Consider the following 16,343-nt stretch of genomic DNA (forward strand, 5'->3'; position numbering starts at 1 on the left):
AGTCTTGTAGGGTCAGCTCCGGGGACAGCTCTTTGCCGTAGCGCTCGGTCAGGTGACTGTGCAGACGGAACTCGTGGGGCTGAAAGCGGAAGGTAATCCCCGCCCAGTGATTGCCCGCGCCGCCAGTGCCGTTGCCAGGGTGAAACGAACCCCAGGTGCGCATCGGCAATGCCGTTTCGGTGACGCTGTTGCGCATGGTGCAGGTGTTCTGCTTGGTGCGCAGCATCAGTTCCTGACGGCGCGAATAGCGCAGCTCGTCAGTCGCTGTAGCAATGCTGAAGTCGGTAGCAGTGTCACGCCAAGGGCCGCGTTCGAAGCCGATTACGCTCAGGCCTTCATCGGCCAGTTCGTTGGCGATGATAGATCCGGCCCAGCCAAGTCCGACAACCACGACGTCGGTGGAAGGTAGTTTCTTTGCCATGTCGATTTAACCCTTTTTGTTCCAGGCGGAGCTGCCGATGATGGAGATCGGTACGAGGTTGAGCTTCTGGTTATGCTTGGCGATGTAATCGCGGTAGTCATAACGCGCGCCGGGGAAACCGATCATTTTCCACGACACCATGTCGCGGTTGCCGCCATAGATCGGGTCGGCGAAGAAGCCTTCCATCGTGTTGCCCAGCACCTGCTGGAAGAACAGCTTGGAATCAATACCGTCGAGGCTGATGGCACCTTTTTCCAAATCGGTCAGGACCTTGTCCTTGTCTTCGGCACTCAGGGCGCTAAAACCTTTCTGGAATTGCTTTTGGCAATAGGCGGCTAGCCCGGCGAGGCCGAGACGGTAGCGCTGTTGTGGCACCAAAGACGATTGATCGCCTTGCATGGCCGTGCCCTTCTCGAACGGGCCCTGCATATACAAGCGGTCAAACGTGCCGTACTCGCCCGCCAGTTGACGGTCGATAAACACCCCACAACCGGCGTCTTTGCCACTAACGCTTAGTTCGTCGGCAGGGATCAAGCGTTCGACGATCGCATCTACTTCACGCGCTTCGTCGGCAGTAAAGAATTGCAAACCCGGCGTGTCATAGTGCATCGGGCCGTTGCGATCAAAGGGAACCCACTGCGGAATACCGACCAGGGTTGCGGCTTTAGCAGTGGCTGCTGCACCGACGGCGATGGAAGTAACGGAGGAGACTAGAAGTTGTCGCCGGGTAAAGCCTTTGGTGGATTTTTCGGTCATTCAAAACTCCTGCGAAGAGCATCTGACGGGCCGGTAAATCAGGCCACGTCGAAGGCGTGTTCTTCGAGATCAGTGCACGGTTTTACGCCGATGTCGGGTTATGACATCGAGCGATTGAGGCTAACGCGAGGGTGTGGCATTTAGTCTCTGGCAACGCTGCGTGCGCATGGCGCACACTAAACGGGTGATACCCAGATCCTTCAGCCATCTTTTTGAGAGGATGCGCCATCATAATTGTGTTGCGGAAAGTTACACCCCATTCATTTTGCAATTAACAATTGCAGGTTCTGCAACAATGGGGTGTTGACCAAGGGTCGCTTCACTATGGCGCGTTAGCTTGCCATGCACTAACCGAAGCATCAGGTTTAACGCAACGCCAGCTTCTCCGCTGCCAGCCGGCTTTGGATGCGATGGTAAACCTCCGCTCGATTGATTTTGACGTCTTTTGGCGCTGTTATTCCTAGCCGTACCTGATTGCCGTTCACGGCCAGAACCTGCACTGTGATGTTGTCGCCGATAGAAAATGTTTCTCCAACCTCCCGCGTTATTACAAGCATTTTGTCTACCCTCTTTGTTACAAAAGAGTGCAGATTGCCCTGCAAAATCGCCCCCATCAATGCACTAACGGCAAATCAGTAATGCCCTTCGCCCTCACCAGATTGATCCTACGGAATCGCCCTACATTCAGGCGAAAGTCGCTCAGGATTGGGAGAATCGCGGACCAAAAAGGATGACACTGGCACCGATGACGCATAGCGCGGCGCCCAGCCAATCGGAGTTCAGTGGCCGAACCCGCTCGACCATACCCAACCAGCCAATCGACGCGACAATATAGATACCGCCATACGCCGCGTAGGCACGTCCGGCGTAGGTGGCTTCAACCCTAGTGAGTAAAAAGGCGAACAGCGTCAGGCTGAGCAGCGCGGGGAATATCCAGAGCGCGCTTTTGCCCAGACGAAGCCACATCCAGAACGCGTAACACCCCGCGATCTCGAACAACGCCGCTAGGAAGAACCAAAGGTAATTGAGCACAGCAGAATCTCGCTGGGTTGAGTGGTAGTAACCCTAGCGAGATGGGTGGGGTAGAGCAAGGGAGAGCGGGGTTTTCGATCCCGAAGCACCTGGGCGCATGCCATCGCCTTCGCAAGCAAGCTTGCTCACACAGTTTTTTGGATTGCCCCAAATCCGGTGGCATGCCGAGACTCAGTGGGACCGAACTTGTTCAGGAAGCAGACGCCGCGGTTTATCAGACATACCGCAGCGCTACCTTCGCGAACAAGTTCGCTACCACTGGGATCTGTAGATTGCCCTCAAACATAGAATCTCCCACAGGATTTATGGGCAGCTTGGGCAGTGCTATGAAGGCGGCGACCCTTACAACTTAGCCCGCATTTTATCGGACATAGACGCCATTTCGTCATACAGCAGCTGTGGGTTTTTCTGTTTCAACTGCCAGGCCATACGCCCTTGTTCGTGGGGCAGGATCATGAATTCGCCTTTGGCCACCTGCTCGAAAATGTAGTTGGCGATATCGCTGGCGCTGATCGGTGAGCTTTCCAGCAGCTTGCCTACTTGGGCTTTCATCGCCGGGGTCGGGCCGCGGAACGAGTCGAGCAGGTTGGTCTGGAAAAACGACGGGCACACCACGTGTACGCTGACGTCCTGATGACGCAGTTCGATCAGCAGGCTTTCCGACAACGCCACTACACCGGCCTTGGCCACGTTGTAGTTACTCATGGCCGGGCCTTGCATCAGGGCCGCCATGGACGCGATATTGATAATCTTGCCCTTGCTTGATTCCAGCAGCGGCAAAAACGCTTTACAGCCCTTGACCACACCCATCAAGTTGATCGCGATCTGCCAATCCCAATCCTCCAGCGACAACTCAGCAAAGAATCCGCCAGAGGCAACGCCCGCGTTATTGACGATCACGTCGATACCGCCGAATTTTTCCTCGCACGCTTGGGCGAACGCCGTCAGTTGGCTGTAATCACGCACGTCACAGCGCTGGACGAAACCGTCACCGCCCGCCTCGCGCACCAACTTCAGGGTTTCTTGCAGGCCGGGTTCACTGACATCCGACAACGCCAACTGCCAGCCTTCTCGAGCCCAGCGCAGTGCGATTTCACGACCCAGGCCCGACCCGGCGCCGGTGACCATCATGCGATTTTGCATAGGGGACTGCCTTGTTGTTCTGGGGAAGATGAGCCGCAGTGTAGCGAAGGTTATCGCCGCCGCGCCCTACCATCAGAATGCTGAATACCAAGGGAAAACCCGCGGACTATAAGGCGTTGCGCCTAGTCAGATAGTCTCTCAACAACCACCCATAGACACCGCCATTCACCACCACCACGACCGCGCCCAACACCAGCTGAGTCTGCGGTGTAAGCCCTGCCGGATAGATCAGCGGGACCAAGTAATGCTCGATAAAATCGCCGCTATAACCCTGCTCGCCGGCCTGTAGCCGCAGGCTGTTTTCCAGTGGCGTGAGCGGGCAATACAGATGAAAGAACTCGACCACCGCGCCCCACATGACAGCAGGTAGGTGCAGCGCAATCAACCAACGCCAACGAACCACCAGCAGCCCGCCAATGACAACGAAGATAATGAACAAAAGATGCAAGAACACCACGGCATCGGCAGCAATGCGATAAAGCATATTTCACACCCTTGTTAATTTTTACTTCAGGCGTTACGGACTTTTTCAAAGCCGCCGTAGTCGGAATATTTAAGCAGTACACGATTTGTGCATTGAGCGTCAAACGTGTGATCTGTTGAAGCTACCCACAAAGAAAGAGGGAACTCATCATGGGCATTGGCACTATCCTCATCATCATTCTGATCATCCTGCTAGTTGGCGGCCTGCCAGTATTCCCTCACTCCAGAAGCTGGGGCTACGGGCCATCGGGCATCATCGGTACCATTCTGGTTATCCTGTTGATACTGGTATTACTCGGCAGAATCTAGTGCCTGAAGAGTCAAACCCAGAGTTGACGCTGTGCAGTTGAATGGCATAAAAAAAGCAGCCCTAAGGCTGCTTTTTTTGCGTCACTTGGTATTAGTGAGACACCGCACCGGTAGCACCCAGACCTGTCTGCGAGCGCACGAACTGCGGGAAGAACAAGGCACGTTCGCCCTCTGCCGCTTTCGATTTATCAGTAATCGAGAAGAACCAGATACCGACGAAGGCCACAGCGATGGAGAACAGCGCCGGGTATTCGTAAGGGAAGATAGGCGTAGCGTGGTGCAGGATCTGCACCCAGATGGTTGGGCCAAGGATCATCAGGCCAACCGCCGTTATCAAGCCCATCCAGCCGCCAATCATGGCGCCACGGGTGGTCAGGTTTTTCCAGTACATGGAAAGCAGCAGTACCGGGAAGTTACAGCTTGCCGCGATGGAGAATGCCAGGCCAACCATGAACGCGATGTTCTGGTTTTCGAACAGAATGCCCAGGCCGATCGCTACGACTGCCAATACGACAGTGGTGATCTTGGAAACCCGAATCTCATCCTTCTCGTTAGCCTTGCCTTCTTTGATCACGCTGGCATACAGGTCGTGGGACACCGCCGACGCACCGGCCAGGGTAAGACCCGCAACCACTGCCAGGATGGTGGCGAACGCCACTGCCGAGATGAAGCCCAGGAACAGACTGCCACCGACCGCATCGGCCAAGTGCACCGCGGCCATGTTGTTACCGCCCAACAAAGCGCCTGCAGCGTCTTTGAAAGCTGGGTTGGTGCTGACCAGCAGGATCGCGCCGAAGCCGATGATGAACGTCAGGATGTAGAAGTAGCCGATGAAGCCCGTTGCGTAGAGCACCGATTTACGCGCTTCTTTCGCGTCACTCACGGTGAAAAAGCGCATCAGGATGTGTGGCAGGCCCGCGGTACCGAACATCAACGCCAGGCCCAGCGAGAAGGCTGAGATCGGATCTTTCACCAGTCCACCTGGGCTCATGATCGCTTCACCTTTAGGGTGAACTTTGATCGCCTCGGAGAACAGGGTGTTAAAGTCGAAGTTGACGTGTTTCATGACCATGAGTGCCATGAACGAGGCGCCGGACAGCAGCAGTACGGCCTTGATGATTTGTACCCACGTGGTGGCCAACATGCCGCCAAAGAGTACATACATGCACATCAGGATGCCGACCAGGATCACCGCGACGTAGTAGTCGAGACCGAACAGCAGCTGAATCAGCTTGCCGGCACCCACCATCTGCGCAATCAGGTAGAACGCAACCACCACCAGCGAACCGCAGGCGGACAGGGTACGAATTTCTTTTTGCTTGAGGCGATAGGACGCCACGTCAGCAAAGGTGTATTTGCCCAGGTTACGCAGGCGTTCGGCGATCAGGAACAGAATGATCGGCCAACCCACCAGGAAGCCGATCGAGTAGATCAAGCCGTCATAGCCGGAGGTGTACACCAGCGCGGAAATACCCAGGAACGACGCCGCCGACATGTAGTCGCCAGCGATGGCCAAGCCATTTTGCAAACCGGTGATTTTGCCGCCCGCTGAGTAGTAATCCGCTGCCGACTTAGTGCGCTTGGACGCCCAATAAGTAATGCAAAGGGTGATACCAACGAACAGGACGAACATGATGATCGCCGATACGTTTAATGGTTGTTTCTGCACAGCTCCAGTGAGGGCCTCGGCCGCCCACAGGCTCGGTGCGAATACTGCCAGGCCAAGGGCCGCTAGTAGACGCCGGATCATTGCTGAGCCTCCTTGAGAATTGCCTTGTTCAGGTCGTCGAATTCACCGTTAGCACGGTAAACATAGATCGCGGTCAGGACGAACGCTGAAAGAATCAGCCCCACACCGATGGGAATTCCCCACGTGATCGATGAGTCAGGGCTTATCTTTCCCCCGAGTACATGCGGCCCATAAGCAATTAGAAAGATGAAGGCGGCGTAAAGCCCGAGCATGATCGCCGAGAGTATCCAGGCGAAACGTTCTCTCTTCGAAACCAGCTCCTTGAAAAGCGGGCTGTTTTGAATCGAGAGGTAAATGCTGTCGTTCATTATTTTTATCCTCAGCACAGATGAGATGTAACGCATTGCACTTTAGTCTGCTCTAGCCCGCACTCCAGACGACCTTAGTATTAGAAAGATACCGGTCGTTGAAGTACCCGGTGCATGGACCAAGCGTAGTGTCTGCGGGGAATGTTGGAGGGGATGGGTCCGCGAAAAAACAGAATGAAAGCAAAAGGCCATCTGGCAATAATGCCCGATGGCCTTGAGAGGTGCTATTTAGACACGTTGCAGCAGATTATTTGGTCCACTCAGCAACGCGGTCCGGGTGCTTGGCAACCCAATCTTTCGCTGCGACTTCAGGCTTGGCGCCGTCTTGGATAGCGAGCATGACTTCGCCGATTTCATCCTTGGACGCCCACTGGAATTTTTTCAGAAAAGCGGCCACTTCAGGTGCTTTCTTCTCAAGGCCCAGGCTACCGACGCTATCAACAGTCTCGGCCGCGCCATAAACGCCTTTTGGATCTTCCAGGAACTTCAGTTTCCACTTGGCGAACATCCAGTGCGGAACCCAACCGGTAACGGCGATGGACTCATGTTTGTTTTCCGCGCGGGTCAGTTCGGAAATCATGGCTGCGCCAGAGCTAGCCTGTAATTTGTAACCGGTCAGGTCGTAATCTTTGATCGCCTGGTCGGTCTTGAGCATTACGCCTGAACCGGCATCGATCCCGACGATTTTGTTTTTGAAGCTGGTATCTGTCTTCAGGTCGGCAATGCTGTTGGCTTTGACGTACTCAGGAACGATCAGGCCGATTTTCGCGTCCTTGAAGTTAGGACCGTAGTCGACAACCAAGTCCTTGTTCTTAGTCCAGTATTCACCGTGGGTCACTGGCAGCCAGGCTGAGAGCATTGCGTCGAGTTTACCGGTAGCAACGCCTTGCCACATGATCCCTGTCGCTACCGCTTGGAGCTTGACTGGATAGCCGAGCTTTTGCTCGATCACTTGGGCGGCTACGTTAGTAGTAGCAACGCTGTCGGACCAGCCGTCAACATAACCGATGGACAGCTCGGGCTTAGCATCTGCAACGGCCAGGGTGGAACTGATCGCCAGTGCCAGAACGGCACCTGCGCCAAGGATTCTACGCATCTTCATCGTTACTTCCCCAAAATGCTGCACCCGACGAGTGTCGGGCATCTTTAACGTTTTTTTAAGGGACCGCTGTTCATGCTCGGTTTTGGAGCGCTCCGCCCCCCTCACGCCTCACCTGTTCGCTGCTACCAAGAGCAACAGCATGCTGGCGCACTGATAATCAACCTGCAGTGGCAACCCTCCTGCTCTGCCAGCGACCTCAAAGCAGTGAGAAACGACATCACCATGCTACTAACGACAAACCAGCGCAAATAAACGGTCCCGTACGCCCGAACCTTGCATGTCGTTATAGGTGTTAGAAACAAAGGGCCGCTCCAGCCCTTTGAAAAATACAGGTACCATGCCGGCCTTCGCCCCATTTCGGCCCGATCATGCCTGCAACTTCACGCTTCCCCGTCACACCTTATCTGCTCGCTTGCTTGTTTGCTGTAGTCGCCATGTGCGTTTTTTGGTATGGACTGGGCAAGCCCGTCATTCTGCCGGATGCCGCCACGCCGACCCACAAACTGCAGTGCGCGTCGTATACCCCGTTCGATAAAGACCAATCCCCCTTTGACCAACCGTTCAAGCTGCGGCCGGAACGAATGGACGCTGACCTTGCACTGTTGGCCACGCGCTTCCAATGCATTCGTACGTACTCGATGACCGGGCTCGAAGGCATTCCCGCGCTGGCCCGCAAGCATGGCCTGAAGGTGATGATTGGCGCGTGGGTCAATGCCAATCCGGTCGACACCGCCCTGGAAATCAACGCTCTGATCGCTTCGGCGAATGCCAACCCGGATGTGGTGACGGCGGTGATCGTCGGTAACGAAACCCTGCTGCGCAAAGAAATAACCGGCGCGCAATTGGCCAAGCTGATCGTAGAAGTCAAAAGTCAGGTCAAACAACCGGTCACCTACGCCGATGTCTGGGACTTCTGGCTGCAATACCCGGAAGTCGCACCGGTTGTGGACTTCCTGACTATTCACCTACTGCCTTACTGGGAAGATGACCCGCGCGGCATCGACGATGCGTTGCAGCATGTTGCGCAAGTACGCGAGACCTTTGGCAAACGCTTCGCCCCCAAAGACATCTTTATTGGTGAAACCGGCTGGCCAAGCGAAGGCCGGCAGCGAGAAACCGCCGTCCCAAGCAGGGCCAATGAGGCACGCTTTATCCGTGGTTTCGTCGCGATGGCTGAACAGAACGGCTGGCACTACAACTTGATTGAAGCGTTCGACCAGCCGTGGAAACGTGCAGCGGAAGGCGCGGTTGGCGGTTACTGGGGTTTGTTTGATGCGGATCGCCATGAAAAAGGCGTGCTCGAAGGCCCTGTGTCCAACTTGGCGTATTGGCCGTTCTGGCTGTCGTTCAGCGGCGTATTGTTTGTATTGACCCTGGGATTGGCCGGTCGAGTATCGACCACCCGTTCAGCGCTGGTGTTGCCGTTGCTGGCGGCATTGGGCGCGTGCTGCATCGGCACATGGGGTGAGCTGGCACGAGTCACGACGCGCTTTGCTGGCGAATGGGTCTGGGCGGCACTGTTGGTCGGGCTGAACCTGCTGGTGCTGGCCCACGCGGCGCTGGCACTGTCGGCAAAACAGGGTTGGCGCGCAGGCGCGTTCAATTGGTTCGAAGCCCGAGCGGGTTGGTGGGTCGTGGCCACCGGTTTCGTCGCCGCCGTCATGATGTTGGCGTTGGTATTCGACGCCCGTTACCGCAGCTTCCCGACACCGACATTGTTACTGCCAGCGGTGTTCTATGTGCTGCGCCCGGTGCGCGTGCCTCGAAGGGAAATCGCCCTGTTGACCTTTATCATTGGCGCAGGCATCGCACCGCAGATGTATCAAGAAGGGTTGCTCAGCCAACAAGCCTGGGGCTGGGCGCTGGTCAGCCTGCTAACCACCGCCGCGCTCTGGCGCTGCTTGCGCGTACGCAACGTGCAGATGTGAAAATTGTGTTACCGGCCCCACAAAGGCCGGTATGCAACCGGGTAACACGGAAACAAATGCTGATGGTTTTTTGCGGCGGATTTGAACTGAATTTTCTATGTTATTGATTTATAACGATTTTTAAAAGTTGGCACGGCTCCTGCTATCTCTCTTGCATAACAAAAATAAGAAACATAGCAGTACCCAATAAAAACAATACGTATCGGCTCTGACATAACAAGAACAACACGGACAGAGGCGTAGCTAACAGATTTTTTTGGAGTGGAATTGCTTTATCGGGATTTCGATCCCACAACCGGGCAGAGAACAATAAAACTACCCTCAGGTAGCTCCCGAACTGGTTGGATCACCTTAGTGATGAAAGCAGGACAGCGCTCAAAAAAATACGTTTGCTCTTGATCCTGCATGGGGATCACACGAACTGCAGTAAGGGATTGGTCGCCAAAAACAAGAATAGGCCGCCCTATAATAATAAAAATAGAGCACGCAACACTATTAGAGGGGAGCCCAGGCTCCCCTCAGTGCTGTCTGCGGTTTGAGAAATTGCACACACTCTGTAGGAGCCAACGTGTTGGCGAGGGGCGTAACGCGATTTTTCAGAAAGGCCGAGTCGCCTGGTTAATCGCCAACAAGATGGCTCCTACAGAGGTTTGGCTCGACTGGCCCGAACCAACCGCAGACCAGCAATCACCACCGCAAACACTGCAAGGCTTGCGCTGTACAAAGCCAGAGATGGAATCGCGAACAACATCGCCAACACCGCCAATGCCCACCCCGCACGACCCCGCACGCAAAACGCAACGATCGACGTGACCAAAGCCGCCCAGCCCATTGTGCCAAAGTGAATCATCAGCCCAAGGTTTGAACGAACCTGGCATTGCCAATTCAGCGCCTCACTGGTGCAAATTCCGACCCAGCGCGCATCCTCCATCAACGAAAAACGCACGCCATAGCTGGCGACGAGCCACAGAGGCAGCACAACAAGCAACACAATCATGGGCAAACGGCGGAACATGCAGTACTCCAGAAAACCAGCGAACGAACGCGAAACGGCGCTCAGCATAGTCGCCCGAGGCCGGTATGCAAGACACCGAATCAGTTTTAGACCACGCGTACTGTTTATAACGTGCGAGGAACTGTACCTTCTCAACCTAATTATTGGGCGTTTCCTTGCAAGTGCGGCACTTTGGCACTACACCCGTGGTCATAGCCTGCGTATCTCATCCTGCACTTTCCTAAGGGACTTAGTCATGCCCCGTTTTCTGCGCTTCGCTGCCTTTATGGGCGGCCTCGTTTTAAGTGCGTCTGCCTTGGCGGTCGATGTTGACCCCGCCACCTATGGCTACCCTTTGACGAACCCGTTTGAAGCGACAATCGCCTCAACCCCACCGGACCTGCAACCGAAGCTTCCGGCTGAGGCGGACATCAACCAGGCGGACTACACGCTTAACCTGCGCCCTGAACGTGAATTCACCCTGCCGGATAACTTCTGGGCAGTGAAGAAGCTACGTTACCGTTTGGCCAAACAGAATCACCCTGCTCCGCTCATCTTTTTGATCGCGGGCACTGGCGCTCCGTACACCAGCACCATCAACGAGTTTTTGAAGAAGCTGTATTACGGCGCTGGCTATAATGTCGTGCAGTTGTCGTCGCCGACCAGTTTCGACTTCATGACCGCTGCTTCGCGGTTCGCCACTCCAGGTGTAACCAAGGATGATGCAGAGGATTTGTACCGCGTGATGCAAGCAGTCCGCGCGCAACAATCGGATTTGCAGATTACCGACTACTACCTGACCGGTTACAGCTTGGGCGCGCTGGACGCGGCGTTTGTCAGTCAACTGGACGAAACCCGCAAAAGCTTCAACTTCAAACGTGTGTTGCTGCTCAACCCACCGGTCAATTTGTACACCTCGATCAGCAACCTCGACAAGCTGGTGCAGACCGAAGTCAAAGGCATCAACAACAGCACTACGTTCTATGAACTGGTACTGACCAAGCTGACCCGTTACTTCAAGCAAAAAGGCTACATTGACCTTAACGACGCGCTGTTGTTCGACTTCCAGCAATCCAAACAGCATCTGTCCAACGAGCAGATGGCGATGCTGATCGGCACCTCATTCCGCTTCTCAGCCGCCGACATCGCGTTTACCTCCGACCTGATCAACCGCCGCGGACTGATTACCCCGCCAAAGTATCCGATCACCGAAGGCACCAGCCTTACACCGTTCCTTAAACGCGCGCTGCAGTGTGATTTCGATTGCTACCTGACCAATCAGGTTATCCCGATGTGGCGCGCCCGCACCGACGGTGGCAGCCTGTTGCAATTGGTGGATCAGGTCAGCCTGTATGCGCTCAAGGATTACCTGCACAACAGCACGAAAATTGCCGTTATGCACAATGCTGATGATGTGATCCTGGGTGCCGGCGACCTCGGTTTCCTGCGCAAGACCTTCGGCGATCGTTTGACTGTTTACCCTTACGGCGGCCATTGCGGCAACCTAAATTACCGCGTCAACAGCGACGCCATGCTGGAGTTTTTCCGTGGCTAAACATCTTTTGTTTATCGCTGTCTTGCTGTGTGCAGGTATTGCTAACGCCGCTGACGTGACCCCCGCGACTCACCCAGCCACCGTCCCCAGAGCCTCCGACCCGGACGGTTTCACCGAGCCATTGAAGTCACTCAAGTTCAACCCGGGCCTGGATCAACGCGAGTTTGAACGCGCCACCTTGAACGCCCTTAACGTTTACGACCCGATTGAGTCGTGGAACCGCAGGGTTTACCACTTCAACTATCGCTTTGATGAGTGGGTGTTCCTGCCAGTGGTGAATGGCTACAAGTACGTAACCCCGAGCTTCTTGCGCACTGGCGTCAGTAACTTTTTCGGCAACTTGGGTGACATCTCCAACCTGCTGAACAGCCTGTTCCAGCTCAAAGGCCAACGCTCGCTACACACCACTGGCCGACTGTTGCTCAACACCACCATCGGTATAGCCGGATTATGGGACCCTGCCACAGCGATGGGCTTGCCCCGCCAGAGCGAAGACTTCGGTCAGACATTGGGCTTCTACGGCGTGCCAGCCGGCCCTTACCTAGTATTGCCACTACTGGGTCCATCGAACTTGCGTGATACCGGCGGCTTGGTATTCGACTTCACCGCCGAATCGCAGATCAATTTCCTGAACGTTTCCCAGGTCAGCGAGAATCACCCAGAGATCTACCTGCTGCGCGCTATCGACAAGCGTTACATCACCACCTTCCGTTATGGACAGCTAAACTCGCCGTTCGAATACGAGAAAGTGCGTTACGTGTACACCGAAGCGCGAAAGTTGCAGATTGCTGAGTAGTCATCTGTAAGCCCTCCTCGCGGTGTGCCAGCCACACCGCGTCGCGACCTTCGCAAGCAAGCTTGCTCCCACAGTTTTTGTGGATTGCCCCAAATCCGGCGGCATGCTGAGATTAGGTGGGACCGAACTTGTTCGGGAAGGCGTCCGGGCAGACAACACCATTACAAGTGCCAATGCCAACCCATCAAAAAACCCGATCAACATCCCGCAAAAAACGCACCCATCGATCGACTCGTTCGGCATAGCATGTCGACCATTCCCACTTGATCAGGAGTTGCCGTAATGACTCAATTTCGCAAAGTGCTGGCGATTCACACCGGCCAACCGACTTCCGATGGCGCCGGCGTAAAGTTGACCCGAGTGTTCGGCGGGCAAAGCGCGGAGCTGTTTGATCCGTTCTTGATGCTTGATGAGTTCGGCTCGGACAAGGCCGACGATTACATTGCCGGCTTCCCGTCGCACCCGCACCGTGGTTTTGAAACCGTGACCTACATGATCGAAGGCCGCATGCGCCATGAAGATCACATGGGCAACGTGGGTCTACTGCAAGGCGGTGGTGTGCAATGGATGACCGCAGCGCGCGGAGTTATCCACAGCGAAATGCCAGAGCAAGAAGAAGGCGAAATGCGCGGCTTCCAGCTGTGGGTCAACCTGCCGGGCAAGACCAAGCTTGGCCCTGCCAGCTATCAGGATATACAGCCGGAGAATGTTCCCAAGCTGACCACTGAAGCGGGCGTGAACGTGACAGTCATGGCGGGCACGTTCGATGACGGCCGGGTACAACAGCCGGGAGCAGTGCAACGCCCAGACACTGAGCCGTTTTATTTCGATATGCACATGCCAGCGGGTTCTAGCATCAGTCCGCGCATCCCTCAGGGCCATCGGGTGTTTTTGTACGTGTATGAAGGCACCGTTGAGCTGGCAGGTCAGCCGCAAGCGATTAGCACCAGCCGTATGGCGCGATTGTCCGAGGAAGGCGATCTGCAACTGCACAGCGCCTCAGGGGCGAAGGTACTGTTAATCGCCGGCAAGCCGCTGCATGAGCCGATTGTGCAATACGGGCCGTTTGTGATGAACACCCGGGAAGAGATCGACCAGGCATTGCGCGATTTTCGCGATAACAAGCTGACGGCTTAAATCGCGGTTCATTGACCTGTGGGACCGAATTCATTCGGGAATGTCGCGCCTCGGTATGCCTGATACCGCGCCAAGGGCTTCCCGAATGAATTCGGTCCCACATTGTATGAACCAGCGAGACCTCACCCCAACCGCAAAAACCTCTTCAGTTGATCACTCTGGGCCAATGCATCGCGGCGGCCCAGTTCGATCAATTCGCTGCAATAACCCGCCTCGAACAGCAAGTAACTCAGCACCCCGGCGCCACTGGTTTTGGTCGCCCCGGGTCCACGTAGAAACATGCGCAATGCCGGCGGCAGTTCATGTCGATGGCGGGCGGCGATTTCATCGATGGGCTGGCTGGGGGAGATCACTAAAACCTCGACCGGCGCCAAACCCAACGTTCGCGCCGGCTGCTCCCCTGGCAACAGATGACTCAGCAAATTAAGCCTCTCGAGCAATTCAATATCGCTTTCCAGGCTGTCGATGAACGTGCTGTTGAGCATGTGCCCACCAATCTGCGCCAAGGTGGGTTGCGAACCTACCATCACCCGCTGCAATGGATTATTGGTTTCAATGCCGCGCGAGTTGCCGCTGACCCCGACCACCAACACCCGATTCGCCCCCAAGTGCAAAGCCGGGCTGATCGGCGCGGACTGCCGCACGGCACCGTCACCGAAAAACTCCTGGTCGATTTTAACCGGGGCAAATAACAAAGGAATCGCCGAACTGGCGAGTAAATGGTCAACCGTCAACTGCGTCGGCATTCCAATCCGTCGATGACGTAGCCAGGAATCGATACTGCCTTTGCCCTGATAGAACGTGACCGCCTGCCCGGATTCATAACCGAAGGCCGTCACCGCCACCGCGCGCAGGTGCTTATTGGCAATGGCGCGATCAATTCCCCGCAGATCAAGGCCCTCGCTTAGCAGATCGCGCAACGGCGAGCTGTTGAGCAACGCCACCGGCACGTGTGAGCCGATACCCAACAAGCTGTGACCCACGAAGCGACTGGCTTGACGAATCACCCCGCTCCAGTCGCTGCGCAGCACCTGATGGCTGCGAAAGCCCTGCCAGAATTCGACCAACTGATGAATGGCCGAACGGAAATGCTCAGCACCACTGGCCAGTTGGACCGCATTGATCGCGCCAGCCGATGTACCGACGATCACAGGAAACGGATTCGGCGCGCCCGCCGGCAGCAATTCAGCGATTCCGGCGAGGACTCCGACCTGATAAGACGCCCTTGCACCACCGCCCGACAGGATGAGCCCGGTAATAGGCTCCGCAGCGCTACTGACGGCACCAACACCCGCGAATTCGGTAGCGGTGTTCACGGTTTCTTCTGCGACGGATGTCGGCATTATTATTGATTAACCTTTCTTTTGAAGATCACGCTTCTTATACAGCTTCGGCTCCCCCGGTGGTCGACTTTTAAAGCGCCGATGTGCCCACAAATACTGGGCCGGGCACTCCAATACAGCGCGCTCGACAAACTGGTTGATGCGCAAGCAATCGACCTCGTCGCTTTCGCCAGGAAAATCGCTCAGCGGCGGATGAATCACCAGCCGATAGCCACTGCCGTCTTCCAGTCGCTGCTGGGTAAACGGAATCACCTGCGCGCGGCCCAGCCTGGCGAATGTGCTGGTGGCAGTGACCGTTGCCGCTTGAATACCAAAGAATGGTACGAATACGCTTTGTTTAGCGCCGTAATCTTGATCAGGCGCATACCAGATGGCCCGCCCGGCTCGCAGAACTTTGAACATGCCACGCACGTCTTCGCGCTCTACAGCCAGAGAGTCGAGGTTATGCCGTTCGCGGCCACGGCGCTGGATGTAATCAAATAGCGGATTGTCGTGCTCGCGATACATCCCGTCGATGGTGTGCTGTTGGCCCAACAACGCCGCGCCGATTTCAAGCGTGGTGAAATGCAGCGCCATCAGAATCACGCCCTTCCCGTCTAGCTGCGCCTGCTTAAGGTGCTGCAACCCTTCGATGTGCGATAACTGCGCCAAGCGATCACGGGACCACCACCAACTCATGGCCATTTCGAAGAAAGCGACGCCCGTTGAGGCGAAGTTTTCCTTTAGTAATTGCTTACGTTCGTCGGATGAAAGGTGCGGAAAGCACAATTCCAGGTTGCGCCCGGCAATGCGCCGACGGTCGTCGGCAAATCGATACATCACCAGCCCAAGCACTCGGCCAATGGCCACAAGCGCCCGAAACGGCAACTGAACGACCAGCCAGAGCAGGCCCAAGCCCAGCCATAGCGGCCAGAAACGTGGATGAAGAAAACGAGCTCGAAAACGCGGGCGGTCCATTAAAGCTTCCGTCAAGACAATGGCCGCGCATTCTACATTGTTCGGCTTGGCTTGCGGCTCGCGGGCGTTCTCGTTATAAGTCTCCGCACTTTTAGTGACAAGCTGCTTTATGCCGACCATGAGCCAAATCGAATTGCAAGACCAGGATCCAGTGTTCCAGTTGAAGGGCAGCATGCTGGCCATCACGGTACTTGAACTGGCCCGAAACAACCTCGAAGCCCTTGATCGCCAACTGGCGGCAAAGGTCGCCCTGGCCCCCAATTTTTTCAGCAACACGCCGCTGGTGCTGGCACTGGACAAACTGCCGGCCGGCGAAGGCGCGGTGGATC

The 16,343-nt window shown here is 55.7% G+C and carries 16 protein-coding genes and 2 pseudogenes; 6 read left to right on the forward strand and 12 right to left on the reverse strand.

Annotation, left to right across the window (positions count from 1 at the left end; all coding sequences use genetic code 11):
* The 6 genes and pseudogenes from M0974_RS22420 to M0974_RS22445 all read right to left on the reverse strand — a co-directional run.
* Positions 1-421 (reverse strand): annotated as a pseudogene (locus M0974_RS22420) (GMC family oxidoreductase); the annotation flags it as partial.
* 6 nt (positions 422-427) lie between these two features.
* Positions 428-1,177 carry a gluconate 2-dehydrogenase subunit 3 family protein gene (locus M0974_RS22425; RefSeq protein ID WP_297841930.1) on the reverse strand — a complete coding sequence of 250 codons (750 nt, stop codon included), beginning with the start codon at positions 1,175-1,177 and terminating at the stop codon, positions 428-430.
* Positions 1,178-1,542: 365 nt separating this feature from the next.
* Complete coding sequence (csrA, locus tag M0974_RS22430; protein ID WP_297841972.1) at positions 1,543-1,734, reverse strand: carbon storage regulator CsrA; 192 nt, start codon at positions 1,732-1,734, stop codon at positions 1,543-1,545.
* A 142-nt stretch (positions 1,735-1,876) separates the two neighbouring features.
* Complete coding sequence (locus tag M0974_RS22435; protein ID WP_297841933.1) at positions 1,877-2,209, reverse strand: YnfA family protein; 333 nt, start codon at positions 2,207-2,209, stop codon at positions 1,877-1,879.
* Between the two features lie 342 nt (positions 2,210-2,551).
* Positions 2,552-3,352, reverse strand: a complete 801-nt coding sequence (locus M0974_RS22440; RefSeq protein ID WP_297841936.1) for an SDR family oxidoreductase — start codon at positions 3,350-3,352, stop codon at positions 2,552-2,554.
* 106 nt (positions 3,353-3,458) lie between these two features.
* A complete protein-coding gene (locus tag M0974_RS22445) occupies positions 3,459-3,836 on the reverse strand; it encodes a DUF2784 domain-containing protein (RefSeq protein ID WP_297841939.1) in 378 nt (125 codons plus the stop codon).
* Between the two features lie 149 nt (positions 3,837-3,985).
* On the opposite strand from M0974_RS22445, the gene M0974_RS22450 reads away from it, so the two are divergent.
* Positions 3,986-4,144 (forward strand): DUF3309 family protein, encoded by a 159-nt coding sequence (locus M0974_RS22450; RefSeq protein WP_297841942.1) that lies wholly within the window; start codon positions 3,986-3,988, stop codon positions 4,142-4,144.
* 91 nt (positions 4,145-4,235) lie between these two features.
* On the opposite strand, the gene M0974_RS22455 is transcribed toward M0974_RS22450, so the two are convergent.
* The 3 genes from M0974_RS22455 to M0974_RS22465 all read right to left on the reverse strand — a co-directional run bounded on the left by M0974_RS22455 (position 4,236) and on the right by M0974_RS22465 (position 7,304).
* On the reverse strand, positions 4,236-5,894 hold the full coding sequence (locus M0974_RS22455; RefSeq protein WP_297841944.1) for a cation acetate symporter: 1,659 nt from the start codon (positions 5,892-5,894) through the stop codon (positions 4,236-4,238).
* A complete protein-coding gene (locus tag M0974_RS22460) occupies positions 5,891-6,202 on the reverse strand; it encodes a DUF485 domain-containing protein (RefSeq protein WP_297841947.1) in 312 nt (103 codons plus the stop codon). Before M0974_RS22460 ends, M0974_RS22455 begins: the two co-directional genes overlap by 4 nt.
* A gap of 247 nt (positions 6,203-6,449) precedes the next feature.
* Entirely contained in the window at positions 6,450-7,304 is an 855-nt protein-coding gene (locus M0974_RS22465; protein ID WP_297841950.1) for a glycine betaine ABC transporter substrate-binding protein, read from the reverse strand.
* A gap of 368 nt (positions 7,305-7,672) precedes the next feature.
* Between M0974_RS22465 and M0974_RS22470 the strand changes: the two genes are divergently transcribed.
* The gene (locus M0974_RS22470; RefSeq protein WP_297841952.1) at positions 7,673-9,232 is read left to right on the forward strand and encodes a glycosyl hydrolase family 17 protein; all 1,560 of its coding nucleotides are present in this window, start codon (positions 7,673-7,675) and stop codon (positions 9,230-9,232) included.
* Positions 9,233-9,872: 640 nt separating this feature from the next.
* Here the strand turns inward: M0974_RS22470 and M0974_RS22475 are convergent.
* On the reverse strand, positions 9,873-10,247 hold the full coding sequence (locus M0974_RS22475) for a hypothetical protein (protein ID WP_297841955.1): 375 nt from the start codon (positions 10,245-10,247) through the stop codon (positions 9,873-9,875).
* Positions 10,248-10,482: 235 nt separating this feature from the next.
* Here M0974_RS22475 and M0974_RS22480 point away from each other — a divergent pair, with 235 nt between their 5' ends.
* The 3 genes from M0974_RS22480 (at position 10,483) to M0974_RS22490 (ending at position 13,714) form a co-directional block, all read left to right on the forward strand.
* On the forward strand, positions 10,483-11,781 hold the full coding sequence (locus tag M0974_RS22480; RefSeq protein ID WP_297841958.1) for a serine/threonine protein kinase: 1,299 nt from the start codon (positions 10,483-10,485) through the stop codon (positions 11,779-11,781).
* Positions 11,774-12,577, forward strand: coding sequence for a VacJ family lipoprotein (locus M0974_RS22485; RefSeq protein ID WP_297841960.1), 804 nt, complete (start codon positions 11,774-11,776; stop codon positions 12,575-12,577). The genes M0974_RS22480 and M0974_RS22485 overlap by 8 nt, the downstream gene beginning before the upstream one ends.
* 282 nt (positions 12,578-12,859) lie before the next feature.
* Positions 12,860-13,714 carry a pirin family protein gene (locus M0974_RS22490; RefSeq protein ID WP_297841963.1) on the forward strand — a complete coding sequence of 285 codons (855 nt, stop codon included), beginning with the start codon at positions 12,860-12,862 and terminating at the stop codon, positions 13,712-13,714.
* A gap of 122 nt (positions 13,715-13,836) precedes the next feature.
* Here the strand turns inward: M0974_RS22490 and M0974_RS22495 are convergent, their stop codons facing one another.
* A complete protein-coding gene (locus tag M0974_RS22495) occupies positions 13,837-15,057 on the reverse strand; it encodes a patatin-like phospholipase family protein (protein WP_297841966.1) in 1,221 nt (406 codons plus the stop codon).
* A gap of 9 nt (positions 15,058-15,066) precedes the next feature.
* Positions 15,067-16,014, reverse strand: coding sequence for a lipid A biosynthesis lauroyl acyltransferase (locus tag M0974_RS22500; protein ID WP_297841969.1), 948 nt, complete (start codon positions 16,012-16,014; stop codon positions 15,067-15,069).
* Positions 16,015-16,132: 118 nt separating this feature from the next.
* Between M0974_RS22500 and minC the strand changes: the two are divergent.
* A pseudogene (gene minC, locus M0974_RS22505) lies at positions 16,133-16,343 on the forward strand (septum site-determining protein MinC); the annotation flags it as partial.

The organism is Pseudomonas sp. (genome assembly GCF_026224925.1).
In the GTDB taxonomy this organism is placed as follows: domain Bacteria; phylum Pseudomonadota; class Gammaproteobacteria; order Pseudomonadales; family Pseudomonadaceae; genus Aquipseudomonas.